A 17,384-nucleotide genomic window follows, 5' to 3' on the forward strand; every position below is an offset into this window, starting at 1 on the left:
CAGTTCTGAAACGCAGAGAATTATGCGTACACCGGGAAGCGTGCGCAGATGTCCAGAACTTTACCTTTAACGCGCTCGATAACCGCGTCGTCATTGATGTTGTCCAGAACGTCACACATCCAGCCCGCCAGCTCTTTCACTTCCGCTTCTTTAAAGCCACGGCGAGTTACGGCCGGAGAACCGATACGGATACCGGACGTCACGAACGGGCTCTTCGGATCGTTTGGCACGCTGTTTTTGTTCACGGTGATGTTGGCGCGGCCGAGGGCTGCGTCAGCTTCTTTACCGGTCAGGTTCTTGTCGACAAGATCCAGCAGGAACAGGTGGTTTTCAGTCCCGCCAGAGACCACTTTGTAACCACGGTTCAGGAACACTTCCACCATCGCTTTGGCGTTTTTAGCAACCTGCTGCTGATAAACCTTGAACTCTGGCTCCATCGCTTCTTTCAGCGCGACGGCTTTCGCGGCGATAACGTGCATCAGCGGGCCGCCCTGGGCGCTTGGGAACACGGCGGAGTTCAGCTTTTTGTACAGCTCTTCGTCACCGCCTTTCGCCAGGATCAGGCCACCGCGTGGACCCGCCAGGGTTTTGTGGGTGGTGGTGGTCACAACGTGCGCATGTGGAACCGGGTTCGGGTAAACGCCAGCGGCAATCAGACCGGCAACGTGCGCCATGTCGACGAACAGGTACGCGCCGATGCTGTCAGCGATTTCACGCATTTTTGCCCAGTCAACGATGCCGGAGTAAGCAGAGAAGCCACCGATGATCATCTTCGGCTTGTGCTCTTTGGCCTGCTTCGCCATGTCTTCGTAGTCAATTTTACCGGACTCATCAATACCGTAAGGGATGATGTTGTACAGTTTGCCAGAGAAGTTAACCGGAGAGCCGTGAGTCAGGTGGCCGCCCTGCGCCAGGTTCATACCCAGAACGGTATCGCCCGGCTGCAACAGCGCGGTGTAAACAGCGAAGTTAGCCTGAGAGCCAGAGTGCGGCTGGACGTTCGCGTAGTCAGCGCCAAAGAGTTCTTTCGCACGGTCAATCGCCAGTTGCTCAACGATATCAACGTATTCGCAACCGCCGTAGTAGCGCTTGCCCGGATAACCTTCAGCATATTTGTTGGTCAGCTGAGAACCCTGCGCCTGCATCACGCGCGGGCTGGTGTAGTTTTCGGAGGCGATCAGTTCGATGTGCTCTTCCTGACGTACTTTTTCCTGCTCCATAGCCTGCCACAGTTCGGCATCATAATCGGCAATGTTCATTTCACGCTTTAACATCCGCATCTCCTGACTCAGCTAACAAGTAAATTTTTGGCCTGAAAAGGCAGTCCTGTTGGACGACGGGCAACAGTATAACTGAATAGTTCTGCGATAACAGGTCTTGACAAACGATTTTACGCAAACGTTTACCTCCACGCCACGCAAGGGTTTGAGCAATAAAGCTCTCGCCATTTTCAACGGATTTCTTTTCAGCTTTGTGATGCATATTTTTCATGATGCAAAGAACCATTTACATTGCAGGGGTATTTTTATAAGATGCATATAAAATACATCATTAAAGTAACATCAGAAGGAAGCTGCTATGCTCGACGCCCAAACCATCGCTACCGTGAAAGCCACGATCCCCCTGCTGGTTGAAACGGGTCCTAAACTGACCGCTCATTTCTACGATCGCATGTTCGCGCATAACCCGGAGCTCAAAGAGATTTTCAACATGAGCAACCAGCGTAACGGCGATCAGCGCGAAGCACTGTTTAACGCTATTGCCGCCTATGCCAGCAACATCGAAAACCTGCCGGCTCTGCTGCCTGCGGTGGAAAAAATCGCGCAGAAGCACACCAGCTTCCAGATCAAACCTGAGCAGTACAACATCGTGGGCAGTCACCTGCTGGCAACCCTGGACGAAATGTTCAGCCCGGGCCAGGAAGTGCTGGATGCCTGGGGTAAGGCATACGGCGTGCTGGCAAACGTGTTCATCAACCGTGAAGCGCAGATCTACAGCGAAAACGCCAGCAAGAATGGCGGCTGGGAAGGCACGCGTGCTTTCAGCATTGTTGAGAAAACCCCGCGCAGCGCACTGATCACCAGCTTTGAGTTTGAGCCGGTGGACGGCCAGCCAGTTGCCGATTACCAGCCGGGGCAGTATCTGGGCGTCTGGCTGAAGCCTGAAGGCTTCCCGCACCAGGAGATTCGCCAGTACTCCCTGACCCGCAAGCCAGACGGCAAAGGCTATCGCATTGCGGTTAAACGTGAGGAAGGCGGTCAGGTATCCAGCTGGCTGCATAACGTCGCCAGCGTGGGTGATATCGTTCATCTGGCCGCGCCAGCGGGTGATTTCTTTATGGCGGTGGAATCGGGTACCCCGGTGACGCTGATTTCCGCAGGTGTTGGTCAAACGCCAATGCTGGCGATGCTGGATACGCTGGCAAAATCAAACCACAGCGCGCAGGTTAACTGGTTCCACGCGGCCGAAAACGGTGATGTGCACGCCTTTGCAGATGAAGTGAAAGCGCTCGGAGCGGGTCTGCCACACTTTACCGCGCATACCTGGTATCGTTTACCCACGGAAGCTGACCGCGCAGCGGCACGTTTTGACAGCGAAGGCCTGATGAATTTAGGGCAGCACGAAGGTGCGTTTAGCGCACCGGGGATGCAGTTCTACGTGTGTGGACCGGTAGCGTTTATGCAGTATGCCGCGAAGCAGCTGGTAGACCTGGGCGTGAACAAAGACAACATTCATTACGAATGTTTCGGCCCGCATAAAGTGCTGTAATCGCCCGGCGGCGCTGCGCTTGCACGGACCTGCGAAGGGTTCTGTAGGCCGGGTAAGCGCAGCGCCACCCGGCAAGAATGTTAAATCGCCGCGTCGTCTTCTTCGCCGGTACGGATACGGATCACGCGCGCCACGTCAAAGACGAAGATTTTCCCGTCGCCAATTTTACCGGTCTGCGCCGTGCGGATGATGGTATCCACACAGGTATCGACGATATCATCGCTCACCACGATCTCGATTTTCACTTTCGGCAGAAAGTCCACCATGTACTCTGCGCCACGGTATAGCTCGGTGTGGCCCTTCTGACGACCAAAACCTTTCACTTCAGTTACGGTCATCCCGGTGATGCCTACTTCTGCCAGCGCTTCACGTACATCATCCAGTTTGAAAGGTTTAATAATCGCATCAATTTTTTTCATGGTGGGTCCTTAAACTCTTGCCAGTAAGCAGCCTCGTAATCGGTTGCTCACAGTATCATATTCAGGCGAATTTTGCGGTATTACTCTTTAAAATCGTTCGCTTCCAGCTCGTGGCGTGAGAGCAATTTATAGAACTCGGTACGGTTACGCCCGGCCATGCGCGCCGCGTGGGTCACGTTGCCTTTGGTGATTTGCAGCAGCTTGCGCAGATAGTTCAGCTCGAACTGATTTCGCGCTTCCGCAAACGTCGGTAAGGCCGTGTTTTCCCCCTCGAGCGCCTGCTCCACCAGCGCATCGCTGATCACCGGCGATGACGTCAGCGCCACGCACTGCTCAATCACGTTCACCAGCTGGCGTACGTTACCCGGCCAGCTTGCGGTCATCAGGCGTTTCATCGCATCGGTGGAGAACGCGCGCACAAACGGTTTGTGGCGGTCAGCGGCCTGGCGCAAAAGGTGATTTGCCAGCAGCGGGATATCTTCCGCACGCTCGGCCAGCGCCGGGATTTTCAGGTTGACGACATTCAGTCGATAGTAGAGATCTTCGCGGAACTCGTTGCGCGCCATCACCTTGGGTAAATCACGGTGGGTGGCGGAAATAATACGCACGTTGATATCGATATCGCGGTTGCTGCCGAGCGGACGTACTTTCCGCTCCTGCAACACGCGCAGCAATTTGACCTGCAGCGGCGCGGGCATATCGCCAATTTCATCAAGAAACAGCGTGCCGCCCTCAGCCGCCTGGAACAGCCCTTCACGGCTGCTCACCGCGCCGGTAAAGGCGCCGCGGGCATGGCCGAAGAGCTCTGATTCAAGCAGCTGTTCCGGCAACGCGCCACAGTTAATGGCAATAAAAGCATTTTTACTGCGCGGGCTGGCGTTGTGGATCGCCTGGGCGAGGATCTCTTTCCCGGTCCCGCTCTGACCGTTGATCAGCACGCTAACGTCGGATTGCGCCACCATCCGCGCCTGTTCCAGCAGGCGCAGCATCACAGGGCTACGCGTCACGATGGATTCACGCCAGGCGTCGTCGCCGGATGGCGCTGCGTGCTCAAGGGCGCTGTCGATCGCTTTATAGAGGGCGTCTTTATCCACCGGTTTGGTGAGGAAGCTGAATACCCCCTGCTGCGTCGCGGCCACCGCATCAGGAATAGATCCGTGAGCGGTGAGGATAATCACCGGCATCCCGGGCTGCTGCTTCTGGATCTCCGTGAACAGTTGCAGGCCATCCATTTCATCCATGCGCAAATCGCTGATCACCAGATCGATTTTCTCACGGCTGAGCACCTTCAGCCCCTCCTGCCCGCTTTCAGCGGTGACCACGCTGTAGCCTTCGCTGACCAGACGCATCCCCAGCAGCTTTAACAGTCCGGGATCGTCATCCACCAGTAACAGATGGGCAGGTTTACGGCTTGTCATGGCTTCACATCCTCTTGTTTCGGCATCTCACTGTCTGGCGTCGTGGCAGAGTTGCCTTTCGACCCATCGGGCAGATAGCTGCCTGCCGGCTTACGCGTCGAGAGCTGTCTTTCGATATCGGTCAGATTTTCGAGCTTGCGGGTGGTGGTTTCCAGCTGCTCGCGCAGCGACTCCTGCTGCTGGCGAAGCGCATCAAGCTCGCTGTCGCTTGACTGCTGCAATTTGCTGTAGCGGAAACGCTCTTCAGACAGCTGTAATTGCAGGGTTTGTCCGTCCCGCCAGAGCTGATAGACCGGGCGCACCTGCGGAGGAATATTGATCACGTAAGTATCCAGCCGCGTCACGTTGGCGCGGCGTTCGACAGGCGTGATTCTGGCATCCGCCATCACGATCCCGCGTTTAAACGCGTCCTGCCAGGTATCGTCCACCAGCATCGCCGCCTGGGCACGGGCCTCAGCGGGCGCCAGCCGCTGGGCGCAGTCTATTCCGCGCAGCCAGAACAGCGGATTGGATTCAACATCACGCCCCGACAGGCTCCAGATATCATCGCAACGTGTCGAAAGGAAATCAGCCAGCTGTTTTTGCGGCCATTTATCTTCCTGTTTGTGGCTAATTGCACTTTTCGGTGCATGGGTTACACAGCCTGCCAGCAGTAAGCAGGGCAGGCTGAGGCGCACATTTTTGCTGGAAAACACCGCGCGCAGTGCGCGGTAAAAGACGTGTGACATACTCACCAGGTTGTTATTCATTTCATTGATTTTTCCGGCTCAAGAGGCAGTTCGATACGAAAACAGACATCGGCGCGTTCATCACTCACGATGTTAAGCTCACCCTGCATGCGTCGTATGCAGTCGCGGGCAATACTCAGCCCCAGACCACTTCCTTTTACCGCACCTTTTCGCTGATGACTCCCCTGGAAGAAGGGTTCAAAGATCATCGTTTTTTCATCATCCGGAATCGGGCTTCCGGTATTCGCTACGTCAATAAATACCCGCGAACCGTTGTTATTGCTTCTGATATAAATGGTACCGGATTCAGTACCATAGTGCACCGCATTGGAATAAAGATTATCCAGTACGCTCATTAACAGCATCGGTTCTGCAAGACAGGCTGGCGCGTTGAGTTCCACCTGGGTATGCATCATTTTAGCTCTTGCTGGCAGGCTATGGGCGGAGATCACCATGTCCACCAGCGGTTCAATCTCAACGCTTTCAAGCACCACAGCACCATCCGCCAGCTTGCGGTTATAGTCCAGCAGTTGTTCAATAAGCTTTTGTAAATTGCGGCTGCTGGCATCCAGAATCGCCACGATCTCTTTTTGCTCAAGGGTTAACGGCCCCGCCACTTCGTCGGCCAGCAGTTCCGTACCTTCACGCATGCTGGCCAGCGGCGTTTTGAGTTCGTGTGAGATATGGCGCAGGAACTGGTGGCGCTGCGATTCCAGCCACGCCAGGCGCTCTGAAAGCCAGATGATGCGTTGACCGACCGAGCGCAGCTCGCGCGGGCCTTTAAAAACGACCGTATCCCCGAGAGATTTACCCTCCCCCAGGCGGTTAATCATCCGCTGGATCCCCTTCACGGGGCCGATGATCATGCGGGTAAAGAGCAGCACCAGCCCCAGGCTGACGAGGAACAGCACCAGCGCCTGCCAGCCGAAGAACTGGCCGCGCTCGGCAATCTCCTGCTGGAGCTGCTGACCACGGGAAAAGATAACCGTACGGGTGGACTGAACCATCTCCGTATTGGCGTTCGCGAAGGCTTCAAGTCGGGCGGCGGCGGCGGCATCAGGACCGCTGTTTTTGCACTGGAGCTGCGCCAGATCGTTCAGATCCTGACGCAGCGCCTGATAGAGTTTGTCATCTGGCAGCACCCCGGCGTGGGCGTCCAGCATTTCGCTGTAGCGTTTACGCTGGTTCTGATAGACCCTCTCCAGCGTGCGATCATCAAGCACGCAGTACTGGCGATAGCTACGCTCCATCTCAAGCGCGGCGTTGGTCATCGCCTCGCTACGGCGAGCATCAATAAGCGTGGTGCGGTTAGTCAGGGCCGCCTGTGCACTTAACGCGTTCAGGCTTTGCCAGGCCTGCCAGGCCAGAACCAGCAAAGGTAGCAGGATCAGCAGGAAGGCCATCATAACGAGCTGTCGCAGGGAGCGAGGGAAAGCGGGCCAGCGTTTCAACACATTACTCTCTTCATCCGGGTTTGAGGAGAGCGTAACTGAGTCTGCCCTTCAGATACAACAAAGCCGGGTAAAAACCCGGCTTTGTCATGGAATAAGGCGGTGCCTAACTCGACGTTTCGCCCTGGCCTGATAAAGCATTGCAATAATCAGTAGTTGGACGGCAGGCACCTTTTTGTGCGTCATTCGAAGTTTATGTAGCACGTCCCGAAGGGGCTGACATAAGAAGGTGAATGAGCCACTGGTTACTATTATGCAACACGCGTGCCAGATTGCAAAAATTAATGCTATGCATATGATTAGTAATATTTTTATTATCAAAACGTATTGATTGTTACGTGAATGATTTCCAGGCTAAGTGTCGCTATTAAGCAACACCTTAACGGGAACCTGTCCTGCCGCATATAAATCAACAGGTTAAATGTCTCCTTTTGGAGACACTCAGACCAGAGAGTTGTCGCGATTTTGCGACAGAGACAAAAAAGCCCGGTGGCGCTCGCGCTTACCGGGCCTACAGTCAGGGCGTAGAAACTTAACCTAGTTGTTTACGTGCGTTGCGGAAAATGCGCATCCACGGGCTGTCCTCGCCCCAGTTTTCCGGGTGCCAGGAGTTGCTCACGGTACGGAAGACACGCTCCGGGTGCGGCATCATAATCGTCACCCGACCGCTTTCGCTGGTGACCGCGGTAATGCCATTTGCCGAACCGTTCGGGTTAGCCGGATAGGTTTCGGTGACCTTGCCAAAGTTATCAACAAAGCGCAGCGCCACCAGTCCTTTGCTTTCAAGCTGAGCCAGGTGCGCCGCATCACGGACTTCAACCTGACCTTCACCGTGCGAAACCGCGATTGGCATCTGCGAACCGACCATCCCCTGCAACAGCAGGGACGGGCTTTGGGTTACTTCTACCAGGCTGAAGCGCGCTTCAAAGCGGTCAGACTGGTTACGCACAAAGCGCGGCCAGGCTTCGCTGCCCGGGATCAGCTCGCGCAGGTTAGACATCATCTGGCAGCCGTTACACACCCCCAGCGCCAGCGTCTGCGGACGGTGGAAGAAGGTTTCAAACTCGTCACGTACGCGGCTGTTGAACAGGATGGACTTCGCCCAGCCTTCGCCCGCGCCCAGCACGTCACCGTAGGAGAACCCCCCGCAGGCTACCAGTGCCTGGAAATCATCCAGCCCGGTACGCCCTGCCAGCAGGTCGCTCATGTGGACGTCGATGGCGTCAAAGCCCGCCCGGTGGAAGGCCGCTGCCATCTCAACGTGGGAGTTAACGCCCTGCTCGCGCAGCACGGCCACTTTCGGACGCGCACCGGTCGCAATGTACGGCGCGGCAATGTCTTCGTTGATGTCGAAGGTGAGCTTCACGTTCAGGCCAGGATCGTTGTCGTTCGCCTTCGCGTTATGCTCCTGATCGGCACATTCCGGGTTGTCACGCAGGCGCTGCATCTGCCAGGTGGTTTCCGCCCACCACATACGCAACGTGGTGCGGCTTTCGCTGAACACCGGGTGGCCGTCGGCTTCAATCACGAAACGGTCGCCCTGCACCGCTTTACCGAGATAGTGCACGCAGTCTGCCAGACCGTGCTGCGCCAGAATCGCTTCCACCGCGTCGCGATCTGCGGCGCGTACCTGAATGACGGCACCCAGCTCTTCGTTAAACAGCACCGCCAGGCGGTCTTCACCAAGCGTTGCAATGTTTGCTTCAACGCCGCAGTGGCCGGTGAAGGCCATCTCTGCCAGCGTCACCAGCAGGCCGCCATCGGAACGATCATGGTAGGCAAGCAGCTTACGCTGCGCCACCAGCGCCTGAATTGCGTCGTAGAAGCCTTTCAACTGTGCGACGTCCCGCACGTCGGCTGGCTTTTCGCCGAGCTGGCGGTAAACCTGTGCCAGCGCGGTGGCACCCAGCGCGTTATGGCCTTTGCCGAGGTCAATCAGCAGCAGGGCGTTATCTTCAGTGGAAAGCTGCGGCGTAACGGTATGACGCACGTCTTCCACGCGCGCAAACGCGGTGATCACCAGCGACAGAGGCGAAGTCATCTCGCGCTGCTCGCTGCCTTCCTGCCAGCGGGTTTTCATCGACATGGAGTCTTTGCCCACCGGAATGGTCAGGCCGAGCGCAGGACACAGCTCTTCACCCACCGCTTTTACCGCTTCGTACAGGCCCGCGTCTTCGCCAGGGTGGCCGGCAGCGGCCATCCAGTTCGCGGAAAGTTTGATGCGTTTGATGTCGCCAATCTGCGTCGCGGCGATATTGGTCAGCGCTTCACCGACCGCCAGACGGGCAGAAGCGGCGAAGTCCAGCAGAGCCACCGGGGTGCGTTCACCCAGCGCCATCGCTTCGCCGTAGTAGCTGTCGAGGCTCGCGGTGGTCACGGCGCAGTTAGCGACCGGGATCTGCCACGGGCCGACCATCTGATCGCGTGACACCATACCGGTCACGGTACGGTCGCCGATGGTGACCAGAAAGGTTTTCTCCGCCACCGCAGGCAGGTGCAGCACGCGGTTAACCGCTTCCGCCACAATAATGCCCTGACGATCCAGCGCTTTACCCGCCGCTTTGCGGGTTGTAACGTCGCGGGTCATCTTCGGCGTTTTGCCGAGAAGCACGTCGAGCGGCAGATCGATCGGCTGGTTGTCGAAATGGGTATCACTGAGAGTCAGGTGCTGCTCTTCGGTCGCTTCACCGATGACGGCATACGGCGCGCGCTCGCGGCGGCACAGCTCGTCAAACAGCGGCAGCTGATCGGCAGCAACCGCCAGCACGTAGCGCTCCTGGGATTCGTTACACCAGATTTCCAGCGGGCTCATGCCTGGCTCATCGCTCAGGATATCGCGCAGGTTGAAGCGCCCGCCGCGACCGCCGTCGCTCACCAGTTCCGGCATGGCGTTAGAGAGTCCACCCGCGCCCACGTCGTGGATGAACAGAATCGGGTTGGCATCGCCGAGCTGCCAGCAGCGGTCGATCACTTCCTGACAGCGGCGCTCCATTTCCGGGTTGTCGCGCTGCACGGACGCGAAGTCGAGATCCGCATCAGACTGGCCGGAAGCCATAGACGAGGCTGCACCACCGCCCAGACCAATGTTCATTGCCGGGCCGCCGAGCACGATCAGCTTCGCGCCCACGACGATCTCACCTTTTTGCACGTGATCGGCGCGAATGTTGCCGATCCCGCCCGCCAGCATGATGGGTTTGTGGTAGCCGCGCAGCTCTTCGCCGTTGTGGCTGTCCACTTTCTCTTCGTAGGTACGGAAGTAACCGTTCAGCGCCGGACGACCAAATTCATTGTTGAACGCCGCGCCGCCCAGCGGGCCTTCGGTCATGATATCCAGCGCGGTCACAATGCGCTCTGGCTTGCCGAAATCTTCTTCCCACGGCTGTTCAAAGCCCGGGATACGCAGGTTGGAAACGGAGAAACCGACCAGACCCGCTTTTGGTTTCGCGCCGCGACCGGTCGCACCTTCGTCACGGATTTCACCGCCGGAGCCGGTCGCCGCACCCGGCCACGGAGAGATGGCCGTCGGGTGGTTGTGGGTTTCCACTTTCATCAGGATATGCGCAGGCTCCTGGTGGAAGTCATAGCGCCCTGCTTCGCGGTCGGCGAAGAAGCGGCCCACCTCGGAACCTTCCATCACCGCGGCGTTGTCTTTATAGGCAGACAGCACGTGGTCAGGGGTTTGCTCCATGGTGTTTTTGATCATTTTGAACAGCGACTTCGGCTGCTGTTCGCCGTCGATAATCCAGTCGGCGTTGAAAATTTTGTGGCGGCAGTGCTCGGAGTTGGCCTGCGCGAACATATACAGTTCGATGTCGTTCGGGTTGCGATTCAGCTTAACGAATGCATCCTGAAGGTAGTCGATTTCATCTTCTGCGAGCGCCAGACCAAGACGCAGGTTTGCGTCGATCAGCGCCTGACGCCCCTGCCCCAGCAGATCCACGCTCTGTACCGGCGCAGGCTGATGGTGGGAGAACAGTTTCTGCGCATCATCCAGAGAGTCAAACACGCTCTCCATCATGCGGTCGTGCAGCTCCGCTGTGACGGCCTGCCACTGCGCGTCGCTCAGGGTTGACGCTTCCACATAGTACGCCACGCCGCGCTCCAGACGGTTAATCTGGCTCAGGCCGCAGTTGTGAGCGATGTCGGTGGCTTTGGAAGACCAGGGGGAGATGGTGCCAGGACGTGGCGTGGCGAGGATTAATTTGCCGGTCGGCGTATGGCTGCTCAGGCTTGGGCCATATTTAAGCAGACGTTCCAGCTGTACGCGCTCCTCTGCATTCAGGGGGGCATTCAGGTCAGCAAAATGGACATACTCAGCGTAAATATTGCTTACCGGAAGGTCGGCCGCCTGAAAACGTGCCAGCAGTTTATTAATACGGAAGGCAGACAGTGCAGGCGAACCACGCAGAATTTCCATCATAAGTCTCTCGTCTTCGAAGCGCCGGGGCGCTTACAGTGTGCGCAAGGGGGGAAAACGGGCGTCATTATAGAGAATCCTGAGCGCCGACGAAACCGTTTGCGTCGAAATAAAATCATCCTTTTTGTTTAACAATAGATGTGACCTGTCTCTCTAATTGGTTGCCAACTGGCGCTACTTTGCGCAAAATGCCGCTCAATCAATGGCAAACTCTACTCTTAACATGACTACAGCACACTGAGGCAACCGGCGTCGCAGAGAATTAACTAATTGAAAAAATTAAAGATTAATTATCTGCTCATCGGCATTGTTACGTTGCTGCTGGCAGTGGCCCTCTGGCCGTCTATCCCCTGGTTCGGCAAAGCCGAAAACCGTATCGCCGCCATTCAGGAGCGGGGGGAGTTGCGCGTCAGTACCCTCTCCTCTCCGCTTATATACGACGATATCAACGGTAAAACCATTGGTCTTGATTACGAACTGGCACAGCTGTTTGCGGACTATCTGGGCGTGAAGCTGAAAGTCACCGTGCGGCAGAACATCAACCAGCTGTTTGATGATTTAGACCATGACCGTGCCGATATTCTCGCCGCAGGTCTGGTGTACAACAGCGAACGCAGCAAAAATTATCAGCCGGGCCCGACCTATTACTCCGTGTCGCAGCAGGTGGTTTATCGTGTGGGTAGCTTGCGCCCGCGCTCACTGGCCGACATTACCGACCAGCAATTGACCATTGCGCCAGGCCATGTGGTGATTGACGATCTGCGGGCGTTGAAAGAGAAAAAATACCCGAACCTCAGCTGGACGGTCGATCCTAAACTCGGCACTACCGAATTGCTGGAGCAGGTAAAAGATAAAAAGCTGGCCTATACCATTGCTGATTCGGTGGCGATCAGCCTTTTCCAGCGCGTTCATCCTGAAATCGCCGTGGCGCTGGATGTGACCGATGAACAGCCGGTAACCTGGTTTACCCAGTTGGACGACGATCAAACCGTCTCTGCGGCTATGCTCGATTTCTTTAATTCCATCAATGAAGACGGCACCCTGGCGCGTCTGGAAGAGAAATATCTCGGTCACGGTGACGATTTTGATTACGTTGACACCCGCTCCTTCCTGCGCGCGGTGGATAGCGTGCTGCCGGACCTGCAACCGCTGTTCGAGAAGTACGCTCAGGAGATTGACTGGAAGTTACTGGCGGCAATTTCCTACCAGGAATCGCACTGGGATGCTCAGGCCACCTCCCCCACGGGCGTGCGCGGGTTGATGATGCTGACCAAAAATACCGCGCAGAGCCTCGGCATTAGCGATCGAACCGATGCGGAACAGAGCATCAGCGGCGGCGCGCAATATTTACAGGATATGATGGCGAAAGTGCCGGAGACGGTCCCTGAAGGGGAGCGGATCTGGTTTGCGCTGGCCGCCTATAACATGGGTTATGCCCATATGCTCGACGCGCGGACGCTGACGGCAAAAACCAAAGGTAACCCGGACAGCTGGTCAGATGTAAAACAGCGCCTGCCGCTGCTTAGCCAGAAACAGTGGTACCAGAAGCTGACGTACGGCTATGCGCGCGGGCATGAAGCGTATGCCTACGTGGAAAATATTCGTAAGTATCAGATAAGCCTGGTGGGATATCTGCTGGAGAAAGAAAAAGAGGCGGCCGAGGCGCAACAGCTGGCTGAAAGCTATCCGGTGGTCGCACCGGACGAGCTTAATCACCCTGCGGTTTCAATTCTGCCTTTTGTTGCTTTTTCTGCAGCCGACGCATTCGAAAAAAGTCACTTAACAGACCCGAACATTCTGGTGCAAGTACCCCACCGATAGTTTTCACCTGGTGGTTCATCCCCGGATGCCCAAGCACGTCCATCAGTGAACCAGCAGCGCCCGTTTTTTCATCCCGCGCGCCAAACACCAGCGTACCGATTCGGCTATGCACCATCGCCCCGGAGCACATCACGCACGGTTCAAGGGTGACGTACAGGGTGGTATCAAGCAGACGATAGTTTTGCAGCACCAGTCCGCCCTGACGCAGCGCCATAATTTCAGCATGCGCGGTAGGATCGTGACGGCCAATCGGACGGTTCCACCCTTCACCAATTACCTGATTGTTATGGACCAGCACCGCGCCCACGGGAACTTCGCCCTCTTCCCAGGCGCGCTGAGCCAGCGCCAGCGCGTGGCGCATCCAGTATTCATGATTGTGTTCAGGGTTGGACAAGGGCTGATACTCCAGTCGAAAAGCGGGCGGCATTATACACAGCCGGTACAGATAAGACTATTCGAGTTGCTGAAGTTCGCCCAGAGGCGTGACGCGCCAGCGGTGCTGGCAAAAATAGAGAAGCGGGTTGTCCTGCTTGCTGTCGCTGTAGCCGCTGTACAGACGCAGCGGCGTACCGATGCGTTTCTCCAGCTGCACCACTTTTTCATGTCCGAGGCAGCGCAGGGTAAGCACCCAGCCGCCGTAGCCGCGCGCGATCTGCGTGGCGATAAGGTTTACGCGCGGCAGCCAGGGCGTATCATAATAGACCTGTTCTACCAGCGTCTGCGGGGAGCCGGTAATCAGCCAGATATCGGCATCGTTGGCGTCGAGATAGCTGGTCAGGCGCGCCTGGACCACGGGAAACGCGGCGACGTGCCCGCGAAACCAGTGGGCAAAATCCTGTTCAAGCTGCTTAAGACGCGCTTCGCTATGACCAAACGTGCATCCCCAGAGCAGCAGGCTCATCGGCCAGCGCGCTGAACGGCCTTTCACCAGTAGCGCGATGCCAATAACAGGTAACAGGGGCAATACCAGCAACGCGTTAAGGGGCTGGCGCCGCAGCAGGTAGCGCATAAAGGTGCCGAACATATCCTGCTGATGCAGCGTTCCATCCAGATCAAAAAAGACAACGCGACGCTCGTGATTTGCCAAACCTTACTCCTCTGGGTCGTTGAATCCTAATAGCCAGGTAAACAGGAACCCGGCGATCACCGCTACCAGATAGCCTAACAGATAGAGCATCACTTTTCCGGTCACGATGGTTAATGCCAGCGGTAAACCGGAAATCCCGAAGGTGATAACGGTCGCCACTTTCCAGTAGCTAATCAACGCCCCGCCCACCGCGCCACCGAGACAGGCGGCCAGGAACGGCTTGCCCAGCGGCAGCGTAACGCCGAAAATCAGCGGCTCGCCGATACCGAGCAACCCGACCGGCAACGCCCCTTTAATGACCTTTTTCAGACGTGCGTTGCGGGTTTTCATCAGCACCGCGATGGCCGCGCCGACCTGCCCAACGCCCGCCATCGACAGGATCGGCAGCAGGGCGTTATAGCCGTGCGCCTGTACCAGTTCGACGTGAATCGGCACTAGCCCCTGATGCAAACCGGTCAGCACTAACGGCAGGAAGGTTCCGGACAGCACAGCCCCCACCAATAACCCACCGCGATCGATAGCCAGAGACGCGCCGTGGGCGATGGCTTCAGAGATGGCGCCGCCTAACGGTTGCAGCGCCACAATCGCCACGCTCCCGGTAATCAATGTGGTCAGCAGCGGGTTGAGGATCAGCTCAATCGAGCCTGGCAGCACCGCGCGCAGCTTTTTCTCGATCCAGCACATCAGAATGACCACCAGCAGCACGGCAATCACCCCGCCGCGGCCAGGCTGAAGCGCCTCGCCAAACAGCGTAATCTGCGCCAGCTGCGGGCTGGAGAGGATACCCGCCATAACGCCGCCCATCGCCAGCGAGCCGCCAAACACTTTGGCCGTGTTCACCCCCACCAGAATGTTCATGATGGCAAACACCGCGCTGCCGAAAATCGCCAGAATACCCAGCAGGTTCGGATACTGCGTGGCAAAATCCCCGACAATATCCGGACGCTTAAGAATATTGATAATCCCGGTGATCAGCCCCGACGCGATAAACGCCGGGATCAGCGGAATAAAGACGTTTGCCAGCTGGCGCAGCGCATCGCTCATAGGGGCTTTGTATTTGGCTTTCGCCTGCGCTTTGGTGCGTTCCGCATCGTCAAAGGCGGGAGCCGTTTCACCGCCCGTCATCAGGGCGCGCATGGCATCTACCACCTGCGCCGCTTTGCCCGGACCGACAATCAACTGGTGCTGTTGCCCCTGCTTAACGTACCCGCTCACGCCGGGAAGCTGCTTAAGGCGCGTCAAATCAAGCTGTTCGTCGTTATGCACCTCGACGCGAACACGCGTCATACAGTTCTCAAGACGCTGAATATTTTTTTCCCCACCGATCCCGAGCAGGATGTCGCTGGCGAGCGCTGCTGTTTTGTCCATACACGCCTCTTATTGGTGTTCTAATGCCGCCCGTAAAAACCCGTGATGGGCTTCGAGTCTGGCTCTGGCCGCGGCTGCATCCAGCCCGGTTAATATCATCAGAATGGCGGGTTTTACATCGTGATCGGTCTGCTGAAGCACCTTTTCCGCCTCTTCACGACTGGCGCCTGTCGCTTCCATCACCATGCGACACGCTCTGTCCACCAGCTTGATGTTAGTGGCCTGCATATCCACCATCAGGTTTTGGTAGACCTTGCCAAATTTCACCATCGCGCCGGTGGAGATCATATTGAGCACCAGCTTCTGCGCGGTACCCGACTTCAGCCGTGTGGAGCCGGTGAGCGCTTCCGGCCCGACGACCGGAGAGATGGCAATGGCGGCCACCTGCGCAATCGGCGAGCCCGGGTTACAGGAGATGGCCACTGTGGTGCACCCGGTCTGTCTGGCATATTCCAGTCCACCAATGACGTACGGCGTACGACCAGAAGCCGCCAGCCCGACCACCAGATCCTGCGCGGTCAGGTTTAGCGCCCTGAGATCATCTTCCCCAAGCTGTTTATTGTCTTCTGCCCCTTCTACCGCTTTCAGCAGCGCGCCGGGGCCACCGGCAATCAGGCCAACGACCAGCCCGTGCGGAACGCCAAAAGTCGGCGGACATTCTGAGGCATCCAGCACCCCGAGGCGCCCGCTGGTTCCCGCTCCCATATAAATAATGCGTCCTCCTGCTTTGAGAGCGTCGGCAGCGGCGTCTACGGCTTTTGCTACCTCAGGCAATGTCTCTTTGACTGCCAGCGCGACGAGGGTATCCTGTTGATTAAAGCGGTTTACCAGCTCCAGCGTGGACAGTGCATCAAGATCCATGGTTTGCGGGTTACGCGTTTCAGAAACAAGAGAGCCAAGATTCATGTTATTTACCTCTGGAATTTTTAATTCATAATAAACGCACTATAATGGAATATAAAATTCATTCAGGCGAGCAAAATTCGTATTTGCGCGGGTAATCACATTTTCGCCAGGAGACCGTATGAACTGTTTAATTCGTATTCGTCAGCGCTACGCAGGGTTTGCCCAGAGTGATAAAAAGCTGGCGGATTTTTTACTTTCTCAGCCCGATCGCGCGCGACACCTCAGCTCCCAGCAGCTGGCAGGCGAAGCCGGAGTGAGTCAGTCGAGCGTGGTGAAATTCGCCCAGAAAATAGGCTATAAGGGCTTTCCGGCGCTAAAGCTGGCGATCAGTGAAGCACTGGTGAGCAACCCGAATCCGCAGTCAATGCCGGTGCATAACCAGATCCGTGGCGACGATCCGATGCGTCTGGTGGGCGAAAAGCTGATCAAGGAGAACGTGGCGGCAATGCATGCCACGCTGGATGTGAACACGGAAGAGAAGCTGCTGGAAAGCGTAGCCATGCTTCGCGACGCGCGGCGCATTGTGTTGACCGGGATCGGCGCCTCCGGACTGGTTGCGCGTAACTTTGGCTGGAAGCTGACAAAAATCGGCTATAACGCCATCGTTGAACAGGATATGCACGCGCTGCTGGCGACCGTGCAGGCCATGGATCCTGACGATTTACTGCTGGCCATCTCCTATTCCGGCGAGCGACGTGAAATTAATATGGCCACCGACGAAGCCCTGCGCGTAGGGGGAAAAATTCTGGCGATTACCGGATTTAGCCCGAATGCGCTCCAGCAACGGGCAACCCGCTGCCTGTATACCATTGCCGAGGAACAGGCCACTCGCAGCGCGGCGATTTCGTCGACGAGTGCGCAGATGATGCTGACGGACCTGCTGTTTATGGCGCTGGTTCAGCAGGATCTGGAGCGTGCGCCAGAACGTATTCGGCACAGCGAAGAGCTGGTAAAAAAACTGGTTTGAACAACGAATGAGCGTATAATGCCCGCCCTGTTT

Annotated in this window: 14 protein-coding genes; 3 read left to right on the plus strand and 11 right to left on the minus strand. The window is 56.8% G+C overall.

Annotated features, from left to right (window positions below; translation table 11 throughout):
* Positions 1-20: 20 nt before the first annotated feature.
* Both glyA and ACOT0L_RS16145 read right to left on the minus strand, forming a co-directional pair.
* Positions 21-1,274, minus strand: a complete 1,254-nt coding sequence (glyA, locus tag ACOT0L_RS16140) for a serine hydroxymethyltransferase (RefSeq protein WP_003860678.1) — start codon at positions 1,272-1,274, stop codon at positions 21-23.
* Positions 1,261-1,491, minus strand: coding sequence for a hypothetical protein (locus ACOT0L_RS16145; protein WP_122974144.1), 231 nt, complete (start codon positions 1,489-1,491; stop codon positions 1,261-1,263). Before ACOT0L_RS16145 ends, glyA begins: the two co-directional genes overlap by 14 nt.
* Positions 1,492-1,578: 87 nt before the next feature.
* On the opposite strand from ACOT0L_RS16145, the gene hmpA reads away from it, so the two are divergent.
* Complete coding sequence (gene hmpA, locus ACOT0L_RS16150; RefSeq protein WP_126503536.1) at positions 1,579-2,769, plus strand: NO-inducible flavohemoprotein; 1,191 nt, start codon at positions 1,579-1,581, stop codon at positions 2,767-2,769.
* 80 nt (positions 2,770-2,849) lie between these two features.
* Here hmpA and glnB read toward each other — a convergent pair whose 3' ends face one another.
* From glnB to purL, 5 genes are all read right to left on the minus strand, one after another.
* Positions 2,850-3,188, minus strand: coding sequence for a nitrogen regulatory protein P-II (glnB, locus tag ACOT0L_RS16155; protein ID WP_003860685.1), 339 nt, complete (start codon positions 3,186-3,188; stop codon positions 2,850-2,852).
* Positions 3,189-3,268: 80 nt separating this feature from the next.
* Positions 3,269-4,606 (minus strand): two-component system response regulator GlrR, encoded by a 1,338-nt coding sequence (gene glrR, locus ACOT0L_RS16160; RefSeq protein WP_015572150.1) that lies wholly within the window; start codon positions 4,604-4,606, stop codon positions 3,269-3,271.
* Positions 4,603-5,355, minus strand: coding sequence for a two-component system QseEF-associated lipoprotein QseG (qseG, locus tag ACOT0L_RS16165; RefSeq protein WP_023300725.1), 753 nt, complete (start codon positions 5,353-5,355; stop codon positions 4,603-4,605). The genes glrR and qseG overlap by 4 nt, the downstream gene beginning before the upstream one ends.
* A complete protein-coding gene (gene qseE / locus ACOT0L_RS16170) occupies positions 5,352-6,785 on the minus strand; it encodes a two component system sensor histidine kinase QseE/GlrK (RefSeq protein ID WP_113788122.1) in 1,434 nt (477 codons plus the stop codon). Before qseE ends, qseG begins: the two co-directional genes overlap by 4 nt.
* A gap of 532 nt (positions 6,786-7,317) precedes the next feature.
* On the minus strand, positions 7,318-11,205 hold the full coding sequence (purL, locus tag ACOT0L_RS16175) for a phosphoribosylformylglycinamidine synthase (RefSeq protein WP_126503534.1): 3,888 nt from the start codon (positions 11,203-11,205) through the stop codon (positions 7,318-7,320).
* Positions 11,206-11,472: 267 nt separating this feature from the next.
* Between purL and mltF the strand changes: the two genes are divergently transcribed.
* The gene (mltF, locus tag ACOT0L_RS16180) at positions 11,473-13,023 is read left to right on the plus strand and encodes a membrane-bound lytic murein transglycosylase MltF (RefSeq protein ID WP_023300728.1); all 1,551 of its coding nucleotides are present in this window, start codon (positions 11,473-11,475) and stop codon (positions 13,021-13,023) included.
* Here mltF and tadA read toward each other — a convergent pair.
* The 4 genes from tadA to murQ are packed head-to-tail and all read right to left on the minus strand — an operon-like array spanning position 12,911 to position 16,384.
* The gene (gene tadA, locus ACOT0L_RS16185; protein ID WP_023300729.1) at positions 12,911-13,450 is read right to left on the minus strand and encodes a tRNA adenosine(34) deaminase TadA; all 540 of its coding nucleotides are present in this window, start codon (positions 13,448-13,450) and stop codon (positions 12,911-12,913) included. The two genes, mltF and tadA, sit on opposite strands and share 113 nt — an antisense overlap.
* A gap of 24 nt (positions 13,451-13,474) precedes the next feature.
* On the minus strand, positions 13,475-14,110 hold the full coding sequence (gene yfhb / locus ACOT0L_RS16190) for a phosphatidylglycerophosphatase C (RefSeq protein WP_022649033.1): 636 nt from the start codon (positions 14,108-14,110) through the stop codon (positions 13,475-13,477).
* Positions 14,111-14,113: 3 nt separating this feature from the next.
* Positions 14,114-15,478: a PTS transporter subunit EIIC gene (locus ACOT0L_RS16195; RefSeq protein ID WP_023306720.1), complete on the minus strand. Its 1,365-nt coding sequence runs from the start codon at positions 15,476-15,478 to the stop codon at positions 14,114-14,116.
* Between the two features lie 9 nt (positions 15,479-15,487).
* On the minus strand, positions 15,488-16,384 hold the full coding sequence (gene murQ, locus ACOT0L_RS16200; RefSeq protein ID WP_023306721.1) for an N-acetylmuramic acid 6-phosphate etherase: 897 nt from the start codon (positions 16,382-16,384) through the stop codon (positions 15,488-15,490).
* 118 nt (positions 16,385-16,502) lie between these two features.
* On the opposite strand from murQ, the gene ACOT0L_RS16205 reads away from it, so the two are divergent.
* On the plus strand, positions 16,503-17,351 hold the full coding sequence (locus tag ACOT0L_RS16205) for a MurR/RpiR family transcriptional regulator (RefSeq protein ID WP_023300733.1): 849 nt from the start codon (positions 16,503-16,505) through the stop codon (positions 17,349-17,351).
* Positions 17,352-17,384 lie beyond the last annotated feature (33 nt).

The organism is Enterobacter cloacae complex sp. XAL002 (assembly GCF_049236805.1).
Classification (GTDB): domain Bacteria; phylum Pseudomonadota; class Gammaproteobacteria; order Enterobacterales; family Enterobacteriaceae; genus Enterobacter; species Enterobacter intestinihominis.

Bases quoted from the DNA above. Each gene is read 5' to 3' on its own strand.
- glyA (WP_003860678.1), bottom strand. From the start codon at position 1,274: ATGTTAAAGCGTGAAATGAACATTGCCGATTATGATGCCGAACTGTGG.
- ACOT0L_RS16145 (WP_122974144.1), bottom strand. From the start codon at position 1,491: ATGAAAAATATGCATCACAAAGCTGAAAAGAAATCCGTTGAAAATGGC.
- hmpA (WP_126503536.1), top strand. From the start codon at position 1,579: ATGCTCGACGCCCAAACCATCGCTACCGTGAAAGCCACGATCCCCCTG.
- glnB (WP_003860685.1), bottom strand. From the start codon at position 3,188: ATGAAAAAAATTGATGCGATTATTAAACCTTTCAAACTGGATGATGTA.
- glrR (WP_015572150.1), bottom strand. From the start codon at position 4,606: ATGACAAGCCGTAAACCTGCCCATCTGTTACTGGTGGATGACGATCCC.
- qseG (WP_023300725.1), bottom strand. From the start codon at position 5,355: ATGAATAACAACCTGGTGAGTATGTCACACGTCTTTTACCGCGCACTG.
- purL (WP_126503534.1), bottom strand. From the start codon at position 11,205: ATGATGGAAATTCTGCGTGGTTCGCCTGCACTGTCTGCCTTCCGTATT.
- tadA (WP_023300729.1), bottom strand. From the start codon at position 13,450: ATGCCGCCCGCTTTTCGACTGGAGTATCAGCCCTTGTCCAACCCTGAA.
- ACOT0L_RS16195 (WP_023306720.1), bottom strand. From the start codon at position 15,478: ATGGACAAAACAGCAGCGCTCGCCAGCGACATCCTGCTCGGGATCGGT.
- murQ (WP_023306721.1), bottom strand. From the start codon at position 16,384: ATGAATCTTGGCTCTCTTGTTTCTGAAACGCGTAACCCGCAAACCATG.
- ACOT0L_RS16205 (WP_023300733.1), top strand. From the start codon at position 16,503: ATGAACTGTTTAATTCGTATTCGTCAGCGCTACGCAGGGTTTGCCCAG.